Genomic DNA, 17,976 nt, shown 5'->3' on the forward strand with positions numbered 1-17,976 from the left:
GGGGGGGGGCGGGCCCCCCCGGGGGTTCGCTCTGGGGCCGCCCGCGGCGGGGGGGGCGGCCGGCCCCCCCCCCGGGGGGGGGGGGGCGGGGCCCCCCCCCCCCCCCCCGACTGCCCGTCAGTAGGTGATGTAGGCGGAGCAGCTCTCGTCGCGGCCCCGGGAGTCGAAGGTGGCGTTGCCCTTGAAGTAGGGCTTGTCGGTCTTGGAGATCCGCTTGTTGACCCTCAGGCTCTTGGTCTGGCCGCCCCGCACGTCGTCGCCGCTGGTCCAGGCGTACACGTCGGTGCCGCTGCCCTTGCGGACGCGCAGGTAGACGTTGTTGTGGGCGTTGCCGTTGCGCTCGATGGTGAAGCTGACCTCCTTGACGTAGACGGTGTTCTGCGAGGCGTGGTCGTACTCGGTGCCGATGCTGAGCACGCCGGTGCTCTTGGAGCACTCGTTGTACTTGGACACCGCGGAGGCCGACTGGGTGCCGGCCAGCGTGGCGACGAGGCCCGCTCCGGCGAGGACGGCGATCAGACGGGCGGAGGTGCGGCGTGCACGGGTGTTCATGGTTCCCCCTGGGCTCTCGGCCTGGCCGGCCGCCGCCGTGTGCGGCGGCCGGTCGAACAGGGGAAAACCTAGGTCCGGCACCCCGCCCGGCTCGACCGACCAGCGCCGTAACCGCCCTGCGGTGGAAGGCGACCGACTGCACGCCGGGCTGACCCGGCGGTCAACGCACGGCCTACCGCCGCGGCCGCCGTCCGGCGGGGAACGCGACGGCGCCCCGTACGGCAACCGCCGTACGGGGCGCCGAAATCCGGCGGGGGCGCGGGGAGCTCAGGCGCCGTCGGGCGCCGCCTTCCCGCCCGGCACGACCAGGCCGCACTCGTACGCGAACACCACCACCTGGGCCCGGCTGGAGAGCGCGAGCTTGGCCATGGCCCGGTTGAGGTGGGTGCGGACGGTGGCGTCGCTGAGCACGAAGCGCTGGGCGATCTCCCGGTTGGTCAGGCCCTGCGCCACCTGCACCAGGACCTCCCGCTCCCGGTTGGTGACGGTCCGCCAGCCCGGCGGGAGGTCCACCACCGGGCCGGCCGGCGGCGCGTAGGCCTCGACCAGGCGCCGGGTGACCGAGGGGGCGAACAGCATGTCGCCCTCCGCCACCGCGTGGATGGCCGTGACCAGCCGCTCGGGCGGGGTCTCCTTCAGCAGGAAGCCGCTGGCCCCGGCGCGCAGGGCGCCGTAGACGTACTGGTCGAGGTCGAAGGTGGTGAGCGCGATGACCCGGCTGGCGGCGGTCTCCGGCCGGGTGAGGATGCGGCGGGTGGCCTCGATACCGTCCGTGACGGGCATCCGGATGTCCATCAGGATCACGTCCGGGCAGGTCTCGGCGGCCTGCCGGACGGCTTCCTCGCCGTCGGCGGCCTCGCCGACGACCTGCACACCCGGTGCGTTTCTCAGCAGGGCCACCAGCCCGGCCCGGACGAGCAGTTGGTCATCGACCACAAGGACAGAGGGCATCGAGGGACGTTCCTCCCGAAGAGACGCCCGGCCCCCCGGCCGGGCGCGGCGGTCACCGGTGCTCACCGTGCTGCCCCAGATCCTGACGTGTTCCACCACGCCGTTCAAGCGGCGGTGGTCCGACGGGCCGTCACCTGCGGAGCACCCGTCCCGTCCAGCCCGGCCCGTCCGGCCCGTCCCCTCCAGCCTGTCGCGCGGCCGGCCGCGGCCGATCCGTGCTGGAATGGGCACGGTCCTGGACGTCGAGGCGTGAGGCGGTGCACCGTGAACGAGCCGGTCCGTTGGGGCAGTGGGGATCCCGGTCCGTTCTTCCACGGCACCAAGGCCGTGGTGGCGGTGGGGGACCTGTTGGAGCCGGGGTACGGCTCCAACTACGGCAAGGGCGCGAAGGCGAACTTCGTCTACCTGAGCGCGACCTTGAACGCCGCCGTCTGGGGAGCCGAGCTGGCGGTGGGGGAGGGGCGCGGGCGGATCTACGTGGTCGAGCCGACCGGAGCCTTCGAGGACGACCCGAACCTGACGGACCGCAAGTTCCCCGGCAACCCGACCCGCTCCTACCGCTCCCGCCTGCCGCTGCGGGTGGTCGCGGAGCTGCGGGAGTGGCAGGGCCACTCGGAGGAGGAGCTCGGGCAGATGCGCGGCCACCTCGAAGCGCTCAAGGCCCGGGGCGTCGAGGCCGTCAACGAGTGACCCCCCGCCCCTGGGGTCCGTGCTCGGGCAGCCGAGTGTCCGTCAGGCCGCGGGCGGCGGGCCGCCGTCCGGTGACCGGGTGAGGCGCGCGGCGAGGCCGGCGAAGTAGCTGCGGTGCAGGGCCGGGAGGTCGATCCGTTCGGGGTCGAGCAGCCAGAGCAGGTGGGCGCCCTCCAGGAAGGCCGCGGTCTCGGCGGCGAGGATGGCCGGGTCGGTGCCGGGCGGGGCGGTGCCCTCGGCCGCGGCGCGCTCGAAGAGGGCGGTCAGGTGCGCCCGCAGGGCCCGCCCCCGGTCGCGGAACCAGTCGTGCAGGGCGGCGCCGGGCGTCAGGTTCTCGGCGGTCAGCGTGGTGTGGAGGGCGGTCAGTTCCCGTTCCGCGGCGGCGGTGTGCTCCGCGTCGCGGACGAACCAGGCGAACGCCTGCTCCAGGGTGGGTTCGGCCCCAGGGGTGGCGCCGAGCCGGGCCAGGGCCCGCCGGTCGGCCTCCGCGAGCACCTCCCGGACCAGGCCGTCCTTGCTGCCGAAGTGGTGGATCAGGGCGGGGGCGGTGGTCCCGGCCCGCTCCGCGACGGCGGCCAGGCCCGTGCCGCGCACGCCCTGGCGGGCGAACAGTTCGATGGCGGCGTCCACCGCCGCGCGCCGCCGTTCGACGCCCCGCTGCTGCACCTGTCCCTTGACCCCGGCCATGGGCCCAGCCTGCCGTGGCAGGGGCGACGGTGTCCAACCCCGCCGCCCGGCCGGAAAAAAACCGGTGCGCGTCCGGCCCTTCACCATTATCTTGAACGACCATGCAGGAAAATGAGATCGTGAACCTGACCGGCCGTGAACTGACCGTCCCCGTCGACGGCCTGGAGCTGTGGGCGGAGGAGTTCGGCACCGAGGGCGACCCGGCGGTGCTCCTGGTGATGGGAGCACAGGCCCAGGGCGTGCAGTGGAACGACGGACTGGTGGCCCGGCTGGTGGCCGGTGGCCTGCGGGTGATCCGCTACGACCACCGGGACACCGGCCGCTCCTCCGTGGTCGACTTCGCCACCCGCCCCTACACCGTCGGCGACCTCGCCACCGACGCGCTCGCCGTCCTGGACGCCGTCGGCGCCCGCCGGGCCCACGTGGTGGGCGCCTCGCTCGGCGGGGTGATCGCCCAGCGGCTCGCCGTCTCCCACCCGGAGCGGGTGCTCAGCCTCACCGTGCTGTCCGCCCAGCCGCTGGGCACCGACACGGCGGCGGCACTGGCCCGGATGCTGGCCGGCGAGCAGCCGCTCGACGGTGAACTGCCGCTCCCCACACCGGAGCTGATGGCCGCCCTGATGGCCTCGCTGCCCGACCCGGGGGCCGGGGCGGAGGACTACCTGACGGTCCGGCTGCCGCTCTGGCAGGTGCTGCACGGCCCCGAACTGCCCTTCGAGGCGGCGGAGTACGAGGCCGTGGAGCGCAGGGTGTACGCGCGGGCCCGCGACCTGCGGGCGGGGCTCAACCACACCCTGGCCGGTGCGGCCGGCAGCGGGGATACCGCCGAACTGGCCGGGATCACCGCACCGACGCTGGTGCTGCACGGCACCCGGGACCCGATGTTCCCGCCCGCGCACGCCCGGGCCACCGCCGCCGCGATCCCCGGCGCCCGCCTGGTGCTGGTCGAGGGCCTGGGCCACAGCCTGCCGCGGGCGCTGGACGCCCGGCTGGCCGCCGAGGTGCTCGCCCACCTCCGGGCGGCGGCCGGCTGACCTCCCGTCAGGTGACCTCCCGTCGGGCCCCGTCGCCCTGACGGGAGGTCAGGCGCGCTACGCCCGGTCCCGTTCGCGCCAGACGGCGGCCGAGGCACCGGCCGTCCCGGCGGCCAGGGTGCCCCACAGGGTGGCCGGGCCGTGGGCGGCCAGGGCGGTGATCGCGGCGGGGGAGACGGCCAGGCCGAAGCCGGTGGAGAGCTGGAAGCGGGCCAGGGCGCGGCCCAGCAGGGCGGGCGGGGCGAGGGCGGTGACCAGCGCGGTCGAGCTGCCCGCGTAGAGGATCTCGCCGAGGGTGAAGGGGACCGAGACCAGCGCGACCGCCGCGGGGCCGAGGCCGGTGGCGAACAGGAAGCCCAGGTAGCCCACCGCCAGCACCACCCCGGAGACGGCCAGCACCGTGCCGCGCGACCAACGCGCCGACCAGGTGGTCACCGGCACCTGGAGCGTCACCACCAGCACGGTGTTGGCGACGAACACCGCCGCCGCCCAGGACGGCGAGGCGTGCAGCTGGTCCACCAGCACCAGCGGCACCGCGATCTCGGGCACGTTCAGGCAGAACACGTACAGCACGTTGGCCCCCAGCAGCGCGCCCATCCGGGGCGGCGGCCCGGCGGCCGCCGGGTCCTGACGCACCGTCCGCCCGTCGGCCACCCGCACCGACCAGGCCAGCGCGGCCGCCACCAGGTAACCGGCCCCGGAGGCCACCGCCAGCACCCGCAGCCCGGCCGGCCCCGCGGCCATCGCGCCCGCCGCCAGCAGCGCCCCCGCCCCGAGCCCGGCGTTGCGCACCGACCGGGCCCCCGCCAGCGCGGCGTCGCGCAGCCGGCCGCTGCTCACGGTGGCCACCAGCGCGGCGTGGGCGGCGGGCCAGGACTGGTTGCCGACCCCCAGCAGCAGGGCCGAGAGGGTGAACAGCGGAGCACCCGCGGACGGGGGCGCGGCCAGCAGCACCAGCACCCCCGCGACCCGCACCAGCATCGAGGCGGCCACCGCGGCGCTGCGCGCGCCCCGGTCGAGCCAGCGGCCCAGCGCGGGCAGCACGGCCAGGCCCGCCACGATGCCGACCGTCATCGCCAGCCCGGCCGTGGTGGCGGACAGGCCCAGCACGGTCATCCCGTACAGCAGCAGGAACGGGCGCAGCAGACCGGTGCCGAGGGCGTCCACGGCCAGTGCCACGGCGTAGCGCGGTCCGCCGCCCGCGGCGGTCAGTTGACGGAGCGTGAACGAAGGGCGGCCGGGCGCCGGTGCGGTGCGGGTCGCCGCGGTGGAGGCCGGTGGGGTGGTGGCCGGTGGGGTGGTGGCCGGTGGGGTGGTGGTCATGGCGGACACCGTGCGCCGTCGCCCCGGCCCGGGTCACGTCGGTTGACGATTCCCGTCAACCCGCGCCCCGGCCCCGCCCTCGACCAGGGAGGATGTCCGGGTGACCCTGCGCATCGACCTCACCGGCACGCCCACCGAGCGGATCCGCTTCGCCGTCTCCCCGCTGGCCGAACTCACCGCGATGCTGCACGTGCTGGCGGCCCCCGACCACCACCCGCGGCTGACCGGCTGGGCGGCCGGGGTGCGCACCGCGCTGCGGCCCGAGCTCGCCGAGCGACTGCACGAGGCCGAGTTCCTCTGGCGCTCCTCGCGCGCCGACTTCCTCGTCCCCGCCCGCCCCCGGGCCACCCTCGCCGAGGAACTCGACGACGTCGACCTGATCGACGACGACCGCTACGCGCACTCCGCCCTGGTCACCACCTGCGGCAGCAACCGGCTGCACTTCGCGGGCCGCTCACCGCTGCGCGACCCCGGGGCCCGGGCCGAGGCGCTGGGCCGCGCCCAGGCCCGCGGCGCGGCCCAGGAGGCCTTCGCGGAACGGCTGTTGACCGACCCTGCGGTGGTCCGGGCCCGGGTACGGGAGACCCTGGAGCAGTGCGCCGAGGCCTTCTTCGACGCGGCCTGGCCCGCCACCGCGGCCCGGCTCGCCGAGGACGCCCGGGACAAGGGCGAACTGCTGCGCCGCCACGGCCTGGGCGCGGCGATGACCGCCGTCAGCGGAGCGGTCGGCGTCGGCCCGGACGGCCGCTCGCTGGTCCTGGACAAGCTCCAGGACAACACCGCCGAAGCCGGCCCCGCCGGGGTCACCTTCCTCCCCACCCTCTACGGCCACCCCCACCTGGTCGCCGTCCACGCCACGGGCTGGCAGCCCGTGGTCCAGTACCCGGCCGCCCGGGACGGCCACCACCCCGACCCCGTCCCGCTGGAGACCGTCCGCCTGCGCCTGGACGCCCTGGCCCACCCCGTCCGGCTGCGCCTGGTGCGCAGCCTGGCCCGCGGCCCGCACACCACCGGCGAACTCGCCCGCTCCTGGGACCTCACCGACCCCGAGGTCTCCCGCCACCTCGCGGTGCTGCGCCGCGCGGGCCTGCTCACCGCCCGCCGCCAGGGCCGCTACGTCCACTACACCCTCGACCTGGCGGCCACCACCACCCTCGGCACGGACCTGCTCGCCGCGGTGCTGCGCTGACGGTCCGTCGGCGTGGGCACCTCCCGCTCACGACTCGATGGTCACCTCGACCGGGACGAGGCCCCGGTCGAGGTGGACGGCCGGCCAGTAACCGTCCATCAGGTACTTCTCGTCGATCTCCTCGTAGTGGAGCTCGACGGTGCCGTCACCGGTGACGACCAGGGTGGTGGGCGTCAGCGCGGCCAGGAAGTCGGCCCGCTCCCGCTCGCCCTCCCCGCCGTTCGCGTCCCAGTCCCACAGGTACTCCGTCGCGCGTTCGCGCACGGACGCGAAGTCCGCGAGCAGGGCCCGGAGCCGGGGGAGGGCGTCGACGGCGGTCGGCGCGCCGAGCTGGACGTGGAGGTCCCGCCCCGCGACGTGCACCGTCACGCTCCGCCCGGCGAGGAGCTCCTCGGTGTCGAGGCCGGGGAAGCCGACCAGCCAGGCGAGCATGGCGGGGGTGGCGTCGAAGTGGCCGCCGTGCCCGGCGTCCTGCTGGAGGGTCAGGTCCGCGGTGGGCATCCGGGCGGCCAGCCACTCCGCGTGGGCCGGCGGCACCAGGGTGTCCAGGCCGCCGTGCCAGAGCCGTACGGGCACCGAGACCTCGGCCGGGTCGAAGCCCCACGGAGTGCCGAACAGCGCCCGGACGTCGTCCACCCAGCCGTCCAGCCCCGGCCGGACCGCCTCGGCGAACGCCGGGCCGAGCATCGCGCCGATCTCCGGCCGGGAGAGCACCGCCCGCTCGACCTCGGGGAGCGGGGGCAGCCCGGCCGTGCCGACGGCGCTCAGGTGGGCCAGGACCGCCTCGCGGTCCGTCACGGCGACGGTGGCGCTGCGGGTGTTGCCCTCGTTCATCCCGGCGGTCCAGTCCAGGCCCGCGGCGTCGCGCGGCGCCAGGCTCGCCAGCGCGCCCACCCGCGTCACGCGCCCGGGGTGGCGGGCGGCGAAGGCCAACGCGTGCGGGCCGCCCCCGGAGACGCCGAACACCGCGAACCGGTCCAGCCCCAGGTGGTCGGCGACGGCGGCCACGTCCTCCGCGGCGTCGACGACCTGACGGCCCGGCAGCGGGGTGGAGCAGCCGAAACCGGGCCGGTCGTAGGTGATCAGCCGGATGCCGAGCCGCTCGAACAGCGAGTCGTCGGGATGGCGGGCGAGCCGGCTCATCGGGCTGCCGTGCAGGTAGATGACGGGGGTGCCGGTCGGCACGCCCCACTGCTCCACGGCGAGGGTCCGGCCGTCCTTCGTGATCACTTCGTCCATGGCGGCCAAGCTAGCCGCGTCACGGTACGCGGGCGAGGGCATTTCGTCGTCGGCGCAATGCCCCTGACTGCGTGTCAGGCGGCCGCTACCACCAGTACGACGGGTAGGCGGGGGCGGAGGAGCGCAGCCGGGCGGACAGGACGCCCGCGCCGACCAGGAGCAGGACGGCCGGGGCGAGGCTGGCGAGGAAGCGGGCCGGAGGCGGGCCCTGGAGGACCGCGATGACGGCCGTGGCACAGGCCGGTGAGTGCGGGGTGCGGGCCAGCATGTTGGTGCCCATCGCCAGGCCGGCGGCGATCGCGGCGGCCCAGAGCGAGCTGCCGAGGACGGCGTGGACGGCCAGGCCGACGGTGGCGCAGAGCAGGTGACCACCGATCACACTGCGGGGCTGGGCCAGGGGGAGGTTGGGCACGCTGTGGATCAGCGCGGCGGTCGCGGCCAGCGGCGGTATCAGCAGCGGTTCGTGGACGGCCGCGCCGATGGCCACCAGCAGGAGCAGGACGGAGGTCACCGAGGCCAGCGTGTGCGCGGCCGCCGCGGGCCGGGGCCGGGCCGGTGCGCGGCTGGCGGTGACGGCGCGCAGCCTGGCGGTGCTGCTCGGCTTCTCGGCGGACGGGGCCGCGGGGGCGGCCGGGGCGTACTGCTGATCGGTGGTCACGACGGTCACTGTTCCTGGCCGGCGCTCGTGGACGGGGGCGCGGCGGGTCGGGGCGGTACGGGTGAGGGGAGGGGACAGGGGACGGACCTGCGTCGGGCGCGGAAGCGGGTCACGCGTGCACGGCCGCGGGCGGCGGTCCGGTCGGGAGCGCCGCGGTCCGTCCATCACCCTAACCCGGGCCGTCCGGCGGCCCGGCCCGGGGGTCGGGGGCCCGCCTCACCGTCGGAGCAGCAGGGCGGCGAGGGCGGTGGGGTGGTGGAGGACGGCGCGGCCGCTGCGCGTGGTGGTGATCAGGCCGGCTTCGCGGAGGGCGGCGGTGTGGGCGGAGACGGTGGCGGCGCTGACGCCGAGGAGCCGGGCGAGTTCGGTGATGGTGTGCTCGTGGGTGAGCAGGCGCAGCAGTCGGGTGCGGGTGCGGCCGATGAGGGCGGTGAGGGGTTCGGGCGCGGCCGGCCCCCGGGGCGTGGGTGGCAGCGGCGGCCCGGCGGGGTAGGTGACCGCGACCGGTCGGCCGGGCAGGCCCGGCCGGTCCGGCAGGTCGGAGTGGGTCGCGGGCCCGGGGCGGTGGAAGGTGGGCAGCAGGAGCAGCCCGCGGCCGCCCAGGTGGATGTCGGCGGGCGGCCCGGGGAGGTGCCAGACGTGGCCGTCGAGGCGGGCGCCGGGGACGAGCCCGGTGAGCAGGGCGGCGGTCCCGCCGTGGGCGAGTTGGACGGCGCGGTGGACGAACTCCGCGTGGTGGAGGTCCTGGACCTGGTCCCAGACGGGGGCGAGCAGCGCGTCGAAGGCGGCGTGCTGGGCGCGGCGCAGCACCTCCCAGGCCTGCGGAACGTCCTGGTGCAGGTCGCGGACCCAACCGGGGGCGGCCCGGCCGGTGGCCGGGTGGACGCGTTCCAGTTCGGCGGCGGCGAATCCGGGCGGGAGCCGGCGGACCTCGTCGAGGGCGTCGGGCAGGTGGTCGGTGAGGACGTCGAGGAAGGCGGGTGCCCGGCCGTGGGGGACGAGATCGGCGAGCGGGGCGGCGGCCCGGGGGAGGGCACGCAGGGCCCGGCGCCGCCAGAGGTCGTGGAGGAGGCCGGTGTCGGGGCGGCAGACGGTGGTGAGCGCGGCGTTGAGCTCCTGGAGCGGCGCGGGGCGGGGCGCGAGGGTGACGCGGGTGAAGTCCCGGGGCGTGAAGTGGATCCGCAGCACCGTCCGTCGCCCCCTCGCGCTCGCAAGCCTTGAGCCCTGAGGCTAAACGATCGCTCCCGGCGGACGGGCCCGGGCAGCATCACGGCCATGAACCACGACCTCCCGCTCACCCGACGCACCGTCATCTCCTCGGCCCTGCTGGGCCCCGCGGCCCTCCTGTACGGCGCGGTCCCCGCCCGGGCCGCGGGCGCACCGCCCGCACTGCCTGCACCGCCACTGACGCTCACCCTGCCCGCCCCGTCCGGCCGCCACCCGGTCGGCAGCCGGGCGGTCCACCTGGTCGACGTCTCCCGGCCGGATCCGTGGAGTGCGGAACCGCCGCTGCGGGAGCTGATGCTGACGGTCCGCTACCCCGCCCGCGCCGCCGCCGGGGCCGCCGCCGTCCGCTCCGCCGCCGTTCGTGAGCCGCAGCTGACGGCCGGGGCGGCGGAGGTCTTCGGGGCGTACGCACCGTGGGGGCCGCTGCGACTGCCCGCCACCGGGGTGGACTGGGCGGCCACCCTCACCCACTCCCACCCCGACGCACCGGCCCTCCCCGGACGGTGGCCGGTACTGCTGCACAGCCCCGGGGGAGGGGACCCGCGAGGGCTCGGCTCCACCCTGGCCGAGGAGTTGGCCTCCCACGGCGCGGTGGTCCTCTCGGTCGACCACCCCGGCGACGCGGCGGCGGTGGAGTTCCCGGACCGCCCGGGCCCCGGCCGGGTCCGCGAGGGCGTCCTGCACGAGGACCCGCGCGGCAACCCGGCACTGGCCCGGACGATGATCGCCACCCGGATCGCCGACCTGCGCTTCGTCCTCGACCGCCTCCACCACCCCGGCGGCATCCCGCTGCCGCCCCGCCTGGCCGCCTCGCTCGACCTGGGACGGATCGGCGTGTACGGCCACTCCGCCGGCGGCGGCGCCGTCACCGAACTGCTGCACGAGGACCACCGCATCCGCACGGGCGTGAACCTGGAGGGCCACCTGGACCACCCGCCGTCCGCCCCCGGCACGGCCGCCGAACCGTACCGCGTCGTCCAGGAGGGGACCGCCCGCCCCCTGCTGATGCTGGCCAGCGAGGCCTTCGACCACCGCGCCGACCTCGACGCCTCCTGGTCCGCCCTGACCCGCCGCTCGGGCCCCCGGGTGCGCACCCTCCGCCTCCCCGGCACCGGCCACTGGTCGTTCACCGACTACGCCGCGATGCTCCCCCGGCTCCAGGAGGCCGGCCTGATGCCGGCCGCGACCAGGGCCTCCCTGATCGGCACCCTCCCGGCACGTGACTCGGTCGCGGTGGTCCGCCACCTGGTCCGGCGCTTCCTCACCACCCACCTGGCCACCTGAGCGTGCGTCACAGGAGCGGGACAGGCCCGGTGCATCCGGCGGTGACCGCAAGCAGGATCTCGCCGGGTCAGAGGACCTCGGTCTGTTCCGGGGTCACGCAGTGGCAGTGGTCTCCGACCTGCACGATGTAGCCCTTCGGCGGCTCCAAGGACGTCGTCCACCAGATCCCGGTGACCTCCCCGACAGCTTCCGTCGGCCCGCTCGGTTCGTCCGACTCCGTACGGACACACCACGGCTGCCCACGATCTCCGGCCCGAGCCAACCCAGCTCCGGAACGGGCGGATCAGGAGTCGTCAGTTCCCCCAACTCGCCGTAGGCCAGGGCGGCCTGCTCGGGCCAGGGAGTCTCGTCCGGCAACCACTGGTGCTCGGCCGTCATCAGCCCCACCTCTTCATGACCTCGGTGGACCCGGCACACCATAACCGCGAGGCAGTAGGCCCGAGCGGCCCTCCAACAGCGCGATCACGGGACCTCGGTCACCCAGGGGGCGTCGCCGAGGGTCTGCACGAGGGTGCTCATGGCGTGGACGGCCTGCTGGTCGGTGAGGTGCTGCTCGTGGCAGAGGGAGCGCCAGGTGGTGAAGGCGGCGGCATGGGCCACGAGGGCGTCGCGGACGGGGTCGCCGGGCGGTGGCCAGGCGGCGGTGAGGGTGTCGACGTAGCGGCGGAAGGCGGCCCGGTGGAGTTCGCGGACGGCCGACGGGATGGTGTGCTGGTCGCGGTGGATGCGGGTGAGCATCGGCTCGCCCTCGCGGTAGTGGCGGTAGAGGTCGGTGAGGCCGGTGGCGAGCCGCTGCCCGGGGTCGGCGATCCGCGCCCACTCTCCGGGGTCGGGCGGGGTGTGCCGGGCGAGCCAGTGCGCGGAGCAGGCGGCGAACAGGGCCGTGTCGTCGGGGAAGTGGCGGTAGACGGTCAGCCGTGTGACGCCGGCGTGTTCGGCGATGGCGGCGATGCTGGTGGCGGCGGGGCCGGCCGTGCCGTGCAGGTGCACGGCGGCCTCCACGATCCGCTGCCGGGTGCGGTCCACGTCCTGGGCGCGTTTGCGCATCTCGTAGCCACGCGATTTCGGTGAACGCTGCTGTTCGCTCAACTGTTGACGCCTCGGGATCGGCGGAGGAGACTCATTTTCAGAGAACACCAGTGTATTCCGAAACACTGCCGGGAAGTGATCCCCATGACCGGACATCTCGCCACCCCAGCCGCCGCGCCCGCACCGGCCGCGCCACCGCTGACCGTCGTGCGCCCCGGCGAGGGCACCGAGGCCTTCCTCGGCTCGATCGGAGTGGTCTTCAAACTCTGGGGCTCCGACACCGGCGGAGCCGTCTCCGTCGTCGAACACCCCTTCCCCGTAGGGGCGTTGGTGCCGCCCCACCTGCACACCCGGGAGGACGAGTACTCGATCGTCACCGAGGGCGAGATCGGCTTCCGCTCCGGCGACCGCGAGGTCGTCCTCGGTGCGGGCGGCTACCTCACCAAACCCCGCGGCGAACTCCACACGATGTGGAACGCCGGGCCCGTCCCGGCCCGCATGATCGAGATCATCAGCCCGGCCGGCTTCGAGCACTTCTTCCGCGAACTGGCCGAACTCCTCGCCGACGGACAGCCGCCCGCGGACGACGTGCTGCCCCGCCTCGCCACCAAGTACGGCCTGCAGTTCGGCCGCCCCGACTGGCTCCCCGACGTCATCTCCCGCTTCCACCTCACCCCGCCACCCGGAGCCTGACCCCCCCGGGGCGCCGCCGCCCCGTCGGAGCCTCCCGGGCCGGGCCCGTTCAGCCGGCACCGTCGCCGAGGTCCACCGCCCACAGGCTCTCGACGCTCACGGGAGGCCAACCGTCCTTGTCGATCTCCCACTGGAAGTGGACCTCCACGTGGGCCGACGTGGCCGGAACCGCGGCCCCGGATGCGCCCCGTGTGCTCGGGCCCCCGCCGACACCACCGGTCCCGGTTCGTTCCGGCCACCCGGCAGATCCTCGGGGACTCGGGGTCATCCAGCCAGCCGGTTGCCTCGCGAAGCGCAAGGGGCACGCTTTCGGGCGGTTCGAGCCCGGTCCGGGGGCCGCTGGAGATCAGTGTGCGGCGCCGGCCCCGGCGCGGCGTGGGCCGGGTGGTGACGGGTGGTCAGGTGCTCCGGCGTGGCTACGCGGTGGGGCGGACCTCGCCGGCGAGGTCGTCGGCGATCTGGGCGATCACGGCCCGGCCCTCGATGCGGGTCAGCCAGGGGGTCGGCAGGTGGGCGTCGCCGTGCAGGGCGCCGAGCAGGTTGCCGCAGATCGAGCCGGTGGAGTCGCTGTCGCCGGAGTGGTTGACCGACAGCAGCAGGGCGCGCTCGGTCGCCCGGACCGGCTCGTACGCTCCGGGGTGGGACAGTGCCGCGTAGACCGCGATGGCCAGCGCCTCTTCGGCCACCCACCCGCCGCCGAGGCTCTCCACCTTCTCCGGGCCCGGCGAGCCCGCCGCCGCCAGGTCGACGGCCCGGCGCAGTGCCGCCCGGGTCTCCTGGTGACCGGGGTAGCGGGCGAGCAGTTCCATGGCGCGCAGCACCGCGCCGATCAGCGACTCACCCTCCGTCAGATGGCAGACCACGGCGGCGAGTGCGCCCGCCGCGTAGGAGCCGGTGGGGTGGCCGTGGGTGAGCTGGGCGCAGCGGGCCGCCGCCTCGAAGGCGTGCACCGCGCCCCCTCCGGTGAAGCCGAACGGCGCGGAGCGCATCACGGTGCCGCAGCCCTTCGAGCCCGGGTTGACCGGGCCGGGGGTGCCGTCGAGCGGGGCGTGCGGGTCCGGGACGAACCGTTCGCGCAGGCCGGACAGGCAGGCCAGGCCGGGTGCCCGGCGCTCGTACAGCCAGAGCTCCTCGCGCAGGGCGCCGGTCCGGTACGGGACGCCGTGGGCGGGCTGCGGGTCGTCGTGCTCCTGGGTGTCCAGCCAGCGCAGGTACGCCTCCTGCACGAAGGCCGTCCCGCCGCCGACCTCGGTGCTGTCGGCCCGGGCCTCGGCGATGGCGCGTTGCCAGCCTTCGGCGGTGAACAGGGTCATCTGGGTGTCGTCGCTGATCCGGCCGACCTGGCCGACCTGGTCCGCGACGAGCCCGGTGAGGCCGCCCGGGCCGTAGCGGGCCCGGATGTCGGCCAGCGAGAGCCCCTCGACGGGGTAGCCGAGTGCGTCACCGACCGCGCCACCGAGCAGGCAGCCGCGCACCCGTGCGCGGTAGACCGCCAACTCGCTCCAGACCGCGTCCCCCACCACACACCCCCCTGAGCCGGCGGCTGGTCCCCGCCGGTTCGGCCCCGACCCTACCGTTCCCCGCGACGGCGGCCGACGCCGACCGTGTCCGTACCGGATCGGGCCGGCCCCGCTCCCATACCGCACGAAGCCCGGCTGAACTTGCTGAACTCCCCCCCCGGCACGGAGGCGTTGGAGGTCACGGACAGTTCCGGAGCGGCAGCACTGACCACGCCACCCCGGCAGTCCTAGGGTGTTGGCGGGGCACGAACCGCTCGGGCCCCGCCAACACGGCACGTAGGGGGACAGCAGTGAACCGACTCCTCACCACCACCTGGTCCGGCATCCGACGGCTCGTCAAGGGCCGTCCCCGGGACCGTCAGTTCGACCACCCCGAGGCTCACCGGCAGGAGCCGAACCGCTTCGCGCGGACGGCTCACATCTGCAACCCGCCGCTCGTCGGCAACCCGCGTCGCTGACCATCGGGCCGAGGACCCGGAGACGGCGGTGTCCGCACCCAGGGCCTTGACCAGGCCGTCGGTGCTCACCGACCGTCAGGAGCCGGGCGCCTTCGCACCCGCCCCGCCGGCGGACGAGATCCCTGCCGCACCGATGAGTCGGGCGCGGTGCCGCAGTCCACACTCCGGAGCCACCCACAGGGTGGGCCCGCGCCGGAAACGGTCCGGTGCGGGAGGCATGGACGGAGGCAGTGATGGGCGTCGACGACTTCGGGCCTGAGCGCACGATCCCGGAGAGCGGGCGGGGCACGCGTACGGGCGGCCCCAGGGTGCTGGTGGCGGGGGCGAGCATCGCGGGGCCGGCCCTGGCCCACTGGCTGCGCCGGCGCGGCGCCGAGGTGACCGTGGTGGAGCGGGCCGCCGGGCTGCGTCCCGGTGGGCAGGCGGTGGACGCGCGTGGGGTCGCCCGGGAGGTCATCAGGAGGATGGGGCTCGACGCCGCGGTCCGCGCGGCGTGCACCGACACCGCCGGTGCGCACACCGTGGACGCGGACGGCAAGGTGCTGGAGACCTTCCGCGCGGACGACGACGGTGGCGACGGGTTCATCGCGGACATCGAGATCCTGCGCGGGGACCTGTCCCGGGTGCTCCACGACGACACCCGCGACGGCGTCGAGTACGTCTTCGGCGACCGGATCGTCTCGCTCGTCCAGGACGCGGACGGGGTCGACGTGGTCTTCGCGGGCGGTGGCCGGCGGCGTTTCGACCTGGTGGTCGGGGCGGACGGGCTGCACTCGGAGCTGCGGGCGATGGTCTTCGGCCCGCACGAGCGGTTCGTCCGCCGTCTGGGACACGTGCTGGCCTTCTACAGCCTGCCCAACGAGTTCGGCCTGGACCGCTGGCTGCTGGAGTACCAGGACCGGCGGTCCGGGCGCTCGGCCCTCCTGCGACCCATCCAGGACGCGACCCGGGCGATGGCCCTGTTCTCCTGCGCCTCGGGCGGCTTCGACGCCGACCACCGTGACGTCGCGGCCCAGAAGCGCCTGCTGCGCGAGCGGATGGCGGGCCTGGGCTGGCTGGCCCCGAAGATCCTCGCGCACCTGGACGACACCCCGGACTTCTACCTCGACGAGGTTGCCCAGGTGGTGATGGAGCGCTGGTCGAGCGGGCGGGTGGGGCTGCTCGGGGACGCGGCGTTCAGCTCGTCGCCGCTGTCCGGACAGGGCACCGGTCTGGCCCTGGTGGGGGCGTACGTCCTGGCCGGCGAGCTGGCCGCCGCGAGCTGGGACCCCGCGGCCGGGTTCGCCCGTTACGAGGCGCGGATGCGCCCGTTCGTCGAGGCCAACCAGGAGATCGGCCGGTTGAACGCCCGCACCCGTGAGGTCCCCGGCCCGGACACCGGGCCGTTGGCCGACTTCTCCGGCCCGTGGTTCACCGAGCTGGTCGGGCGCGCGCTCAACGGCGTCGAGCTGCCCGACTACGCGACAGCGCCGGACTCCGCCGTCGAGCCGGACCCGGTTCACGGCGCCGGGGACAGGACCTGATCGGAGGTCAGGTCGTCTCTGGTGGCCCCCGGCCGGAGGACATCACCGAAACCGGACCGTGACGCGGGTGAACAGGGCCTCCTGGAGCAGCGCCGGGCTGGGCCTGTCCGCCGAACTGCCCCGGGTCGAGCGGGCCTGGCCGGCGTCCAGCCACAACTCGCCCGCACCGCCACCGCCACCGGCCCGGCCGACCGCCTCGGCCCCGGCGGCACCGTCCCGGCCGGCGGCGCCGTCTTCGACCCGCTCGACGAGGCGCACCGCAGGGCCCGGGCCCGGACCGCGGCCCGGCGCGGGGACGGCTGACGCGGTGGCGGGTTCGCGGGGTTCGCACGAGGGTGGGTGTCAGACACGATCCGACTCGCGGAAGTTGACGGGTGCACAGATGAGCGTCGACCTGGAACGGCTGGCGGCAGAGGCCTACGTCTACGGTTTCCCCCTGGTCTTCAACCTGGAGCAGGTCGAGAGGTTCACCACCAAGGGCATGGGCACCCTGCCCCCGGCCGCGTTCAACTCCTTCAGCCACGCCGGGAAGCTCGCCGGGCCGGCCGACACCTTCGTGAGCGTCAACAACGACACCCTCTACTCCATCGCCCAGCTCGACCTCGGCGCGGGCCCCGTCCTGCTGCGGGTGCCGGACACGGCCGGCCGCTACTACGTGCTGCAGTTCGTCGACGCCTGGACCAACAACTTCGCCTACGTGGGGCGCCGCGCGGGCGGCACCGCGGCCGGCTCCTTCCTGATCACCCCGCCCGGCTGGCAGGGCGAGGTGCCGGCGCACACCACCCGCATCCCCGCACCGACCAGGGTGTGCACCATCGTGGGCCGCTGGGCCTGCGACGGCCCCGCCGACCTGCCCACGGTCCGCGCCCTGCAACAGGTCCTCACCCTCGAGCCGGCCGGCGAGGCCACCGGGCTCCCCGTGGTCCCGCCCGGCGCGCAGGACGACGCCCTCGCCTTCTACCGCCGGCTGCGCACCTACCTCCGGGCCTTCCCGCCCTCCGCCGTCGAGCAGGAGTACCAGCGCGGCTTCGCCCCGCTGGGCCTGCTGGGCCCGCTGGACACCCCGACCACCGCCGAGGACCCGCTGACCGCGCCGTCGGCCGAGCTGCGCAGCGCGCTGACGGCCGGCCTGACCGCAGGCCGGGAGGAGGTCGAGGCGTTCACCTCGCACGGCACCAGCCCGCAGCAGAACGGCTGGAAGCTCACCTACCACGCCTTCGACTACAACGCCGACCACCTGGGGCCCGGCACCCTGGACGACCCGGCGTGGATCGTCCAGGACCGCGACGCGGCCCACCTGGTGCGCGCGGCGGCCGCGCGCGCGGGGCTGTGGGGCAACCACGGCTACGAGGCCGCGTACGCCATGACCTGGAACGACGGCGACGGCAAGCCCCTGGACGGCCGCCGCGCCTACACCCTCCACTTCGACAGCCCGCCGCCCGTCGACGCCTTCTGGTCCGTCACCATGTACGACCTGCCCGAGTACTTCCTGGTCGCCAACCCGGCCGACCGCTACTCCATCGGCGACCGCACCCCGGGGCTGCACGTCGGCGTGGACGGGTCCCTCACCCCGCACCTGCGCCCCGACGAGCCGGTCGACCCCGCCGCCCGCGCCAACTGGCTCCCCACCCCGCAGGGGCCGTTCCGCCCGATCCTGCGCATGTACGAGCCGGGCCCCGCCGTCTTCGACGGCGGCTACACCCTCCCGCCGATCACTCCGGCCGACTGAACGCTCGCGACCTACCGACCCGCTCGCTGAGCACGGCGAAGCCTCCCTCCGCCAACCGGGGTTGGTGGAGGGAGGCTTCGTTGTCTGTTACCGGTGGTCGGGTCAGATGCTGAGGACCTGGCCGGGCAGGATCATGTCGATGTCGCCGCCGATGACCGCGGCGTTGTTGCCGTACAGGGTGGTGAGGTTG

Annotated in this window: 18 protein-coding genes; 8 read left to right on the forward strand and 10 right to left on the reverse strand. The window is 75.3% G+C overall.

Annotated features, from left to right (window positions below):
• Positions 1 to 117 precede the first annotated feature (117 nt).
• A complete protein-coding gene (locus ACIA8O_RS31560) occupies positions 118 to 552 on the reverse strand; it encodes a hypothetical protein (RefSeq protein WP_396297412.1) in 435 nt (144 codons plus the stop codon).
• Positions 553 to 819: 267 nt separating this feature from the next.
• Positions 820 to 1,503, reverse strand: a complete 684-nt coding sequence (locus ACIA8O_RS31565; protein WP_396297413.1) for a response regulator — start codon at positions 1,501 to 1,503, stop codon at positions 820 to 822.
• A 264-nt stretch (positions 1,504 to 1,767) separates the two neighbouring features.
• On the opposite strand from ACIA8O_RS31565, the gene arr reads away from it, so the two are divergent.
• Positions 1,768 to 2,193: an NAD(+)--rifampin ADP-ribosyltransferase gene (gene arr / locus ACIA8O_RS31570; RefSeq protein WP_396297414.1), complete on the forward strand. Its 426-nt coding sequence runs from the start codon at positions 1,768 to 1,770 to the stop codon at positions 2,191 to 2,193.
• Positions 2,194 to 2,235: 42 nt separating this feature from the next.
• Here the strand turns inward: arr and ACIA8O_RS31575 are convergent, their stop codons facing one another.
• Entirely contained in the window at positions 2,236 to 2,880 is a 645-nt protein-coding gene (locus ACIA8O_RS31575; protein ID WP_396297415.1) for a TetR/AcrR family transcriptional regulator, read from the reverse strand.
• Positions 2,881 to 2,981: 101 nt separating this feature from the next.
• Between ACIA8O_RS31575 and ACIA8O_RS31580 the strand changes: the two genes are divergently transcribed.
• Positions 2,982 to 3,914: an alpha/beta fold hydrolase gene (locus ACIA8O_RS31580; RefSeq protein WP_396297416.1), complete on the forward strand. Its 933-nt coding sequence runs from the start codon at positions 2,982 to 2,984 to the stop codon at positions 3,912 to 3,914.
• Between the two features lie 57 nt (positions 3,915 to 3,971).
• On the opposite strand, the gene ACIA8O_RS31585 is transcribed toward ACIA8O_RS31580, so the two are convergent.
• A complete protein-coding gene (locus ACIA8O_RS31585) occupies positions 3,972 to 5,237 on the reverse strand; it encodes an MFS transporter (protein ID WP_396297417.1) in 1,266 nt (421 codons plus the stop codon).
• A gap of 100 nt (positions 5,238 to 5,337) precedes the next feature.
• Here ACIA8O_RS31585 and ACIA8O_RS31590 point away from each other — a divergent pair, with 100 nt between their 5' ends.
• A complete protein-coding gene (locus ACIA8O_RS31590; protein WP_396297418.1) occupies positions 5,338 to 6,426 on the forward strand; it encodes a DUF5937 family protein in 1,089 nt (362 codons plus the stop codon).
• A 27-nt stretch (positions 6,427 to 6,453) separates the two neighbouring features.
• Here ACIA8O_RS31590 and ACIA8O_RS31595 read toward each other — a convergent pair whose 3' ends face one another.
• From ACIA8O_RS31595 to ACIA8O_RS31605, 3 genes are all read right to left on the reverse strand, one after another.
• The gene (locus tag ACIA8O_RS31595) at positions 6,454 to 7,665 is read right to left on the reverse strand and encodes an alpha/beta fold hydrolase (RefSeq protein ID WP_396297419.1); all 1,212 of its coding nucleotides are present in this window, start codon (positions 7,663 to 7,665) and stop codon (positions 6,454 to 6,456) included.
• Positions 7,666 to 7,750: 85 nt separating this feature from the next.
• The gene (locus tag ACIA8O_RS31600; RefSeq protein ID WP_396297420.1) at positions 7,751 to 8,323 is read right to left on the reverse strand and encodes an HPP family protein; all 573 of its coding nucleotides are present in this window, start codon (positions 8,321 to 8,323) and stop codon (positions 7,751 to 7,753) included.
• A 216-nt stretch (positions 8,324 to 8,539) separates the two neighbouring features.
• On the reverse strand, positions 8,540 to 9,511 hold the full coding sequence (locus tag ACIA8O_RS31605) for an ArsR/SmtB family transcription factor (protein WP_396297421.1): 972 nt from the start codon (positions 9,509 to 9,511) through the stop codon (positions 8,540 to 8,542).
• A gap of 87 nt (positions 9,512 to 9,598) precedes the next feature.
• Between ACIA8O_RS31605 and ACIA8O_RS31610 the strand changes: the two genes are divergently transcribed.
• Positions 9,599 to 10,834 (forward strand): alpha/beta hydrolase, encoded by a 1,236-nt coding sequence (locus tag ACIA8O_RS31610; protein ID WP_396297422.1) that lies wholly within the window; start codon positions 9,599 to 9,601, stop codon positions 10,832 to 10,834.
• A gap of 462 nt (positions 10,835 to 11,296) precedes the next feature.
• Here the strand turns inward: ACIA8O_RS31610 and ACIA8O_RS31615 are convergent, their stop codons facing one another.
• Positions 11,297 to 11,923, reverse strand: coding sequence for a TetR/AcrR family transcriptional regulator (locus tag ACIA8O_RS31615; protein ID WP_396297423.1), 627 nt, complete (start codon positions 11,921 to 11,923; stop codon positions 11,297 to 11,299).
• An 84-nt stretch (positions 11,924 to 12,007) separates the two neighbouring features.
• Between ACIA8O_RS31615 and ACIA8O_RS31620 the strand changes: the two genes are divergently transcribed.
• Positions 12,008 to 12,556, forward strand: coding sequence for a cupin domain-containing protein (locus ACIA8O_RS31620; protein WP_396297424.1), 549 nt, complete (start codon positions 12,008 to 12,010; stop codon positions 12,554 to 12,556).
• Positions 12,557 to 12,972: 416 nt separating this feature from the next.
• On the opposite strand, the gene ACIA8O_RS31625 is transcribed toward ACIA8O_RS31620, so the two are convergent.
• On the reverse strand, positions 12,973 to 14,076 hold the full coding sequence (locus ACIA8O_RS31625) for an ADP-ribosylglycohydrolase family protein (protein ID WP_396297425.1): 1,104 nt from the start codon (positions 14,074 to 14,076) through the stop codon (positions 12,973 to 12,975).
• Between the two features lie 290 nt (positions 14,077 to 14,366).
• Between ACIA8O_RS31625 and ACIA8O_RS31630 the strand changes: the two genes are divergently transcribed.
• Together ACIA8O_RS31630 and ACIA8O_RS31635 are read left to right on the forward strand one after the other, a co-directional pair.
• Positions 14,367 to 14,534, forward strand: coding sequence for a hypothetical protein (locus ACIA8O_RS31630; RefSeq protein WP_396297426.1), 168 nt, complete (start codon positions 14,367 to 14,369; stop codon positions 14,532 to 14,534).
• A gap of 233 nt (positions 14,535 to 14,767) precedes the next feature.
• Positions 14,768 to 16,057, forward strand: coding sequence for an FAD-dependent monooxygenase (locus ACIA8O_RS31635; RefSeq protein WP_396297427.1), 1,290 nt, complete (start codon positions 14,768 to 14,770; stop codon positions 16,055 to 16,057).
• 42 nt (positions 16,058 to 16,099) lie between these two features.
• On the opposite strand, the gene ACIA8O_RS31640 is transcribed toward ACIA8O_RS31635, so the two are convergent.
• Positions 16,100 to 16,315, reverse strand: a complete 216-nt coding sequence (locus ACIA8O_RS31640; RefSeq protein ID WP_396297428.1) for a hypothetical protein — start codon at positions 16,313 to 16,315, stop codon at positions 16,100 to 16,102.
• A gap of 124 nt (positions 16,316 to 16,439) precedes the next feature.
• On the opposite strand from ACIA8O_RS31640, the gene ACIA8O_RS31645 reads away from it, so the two are divergent.
• Positions 16,440 to 17,786, forward strand: coding sequence for a DUF1254 domain-containing protein (locus tag ACIA8O_RS31645; RefSeq protein ID WP_396297429.1), 1,347 nt, complete (start codon positions 16,440 to 16,442; stop codon positions 17,784 to 17,786).
• Positions 17,787 to 17,976: the final 190 nt, after the last annotated feature.

This window comes from Kitasatospora sp. NPDC051853 (assembly GCF_044452665.1).
Lineage (GTDB): Bacteria > Actinomycetota > Actinomycetes > Streptomycetales > Streptomycetaceae > Kitasatospora.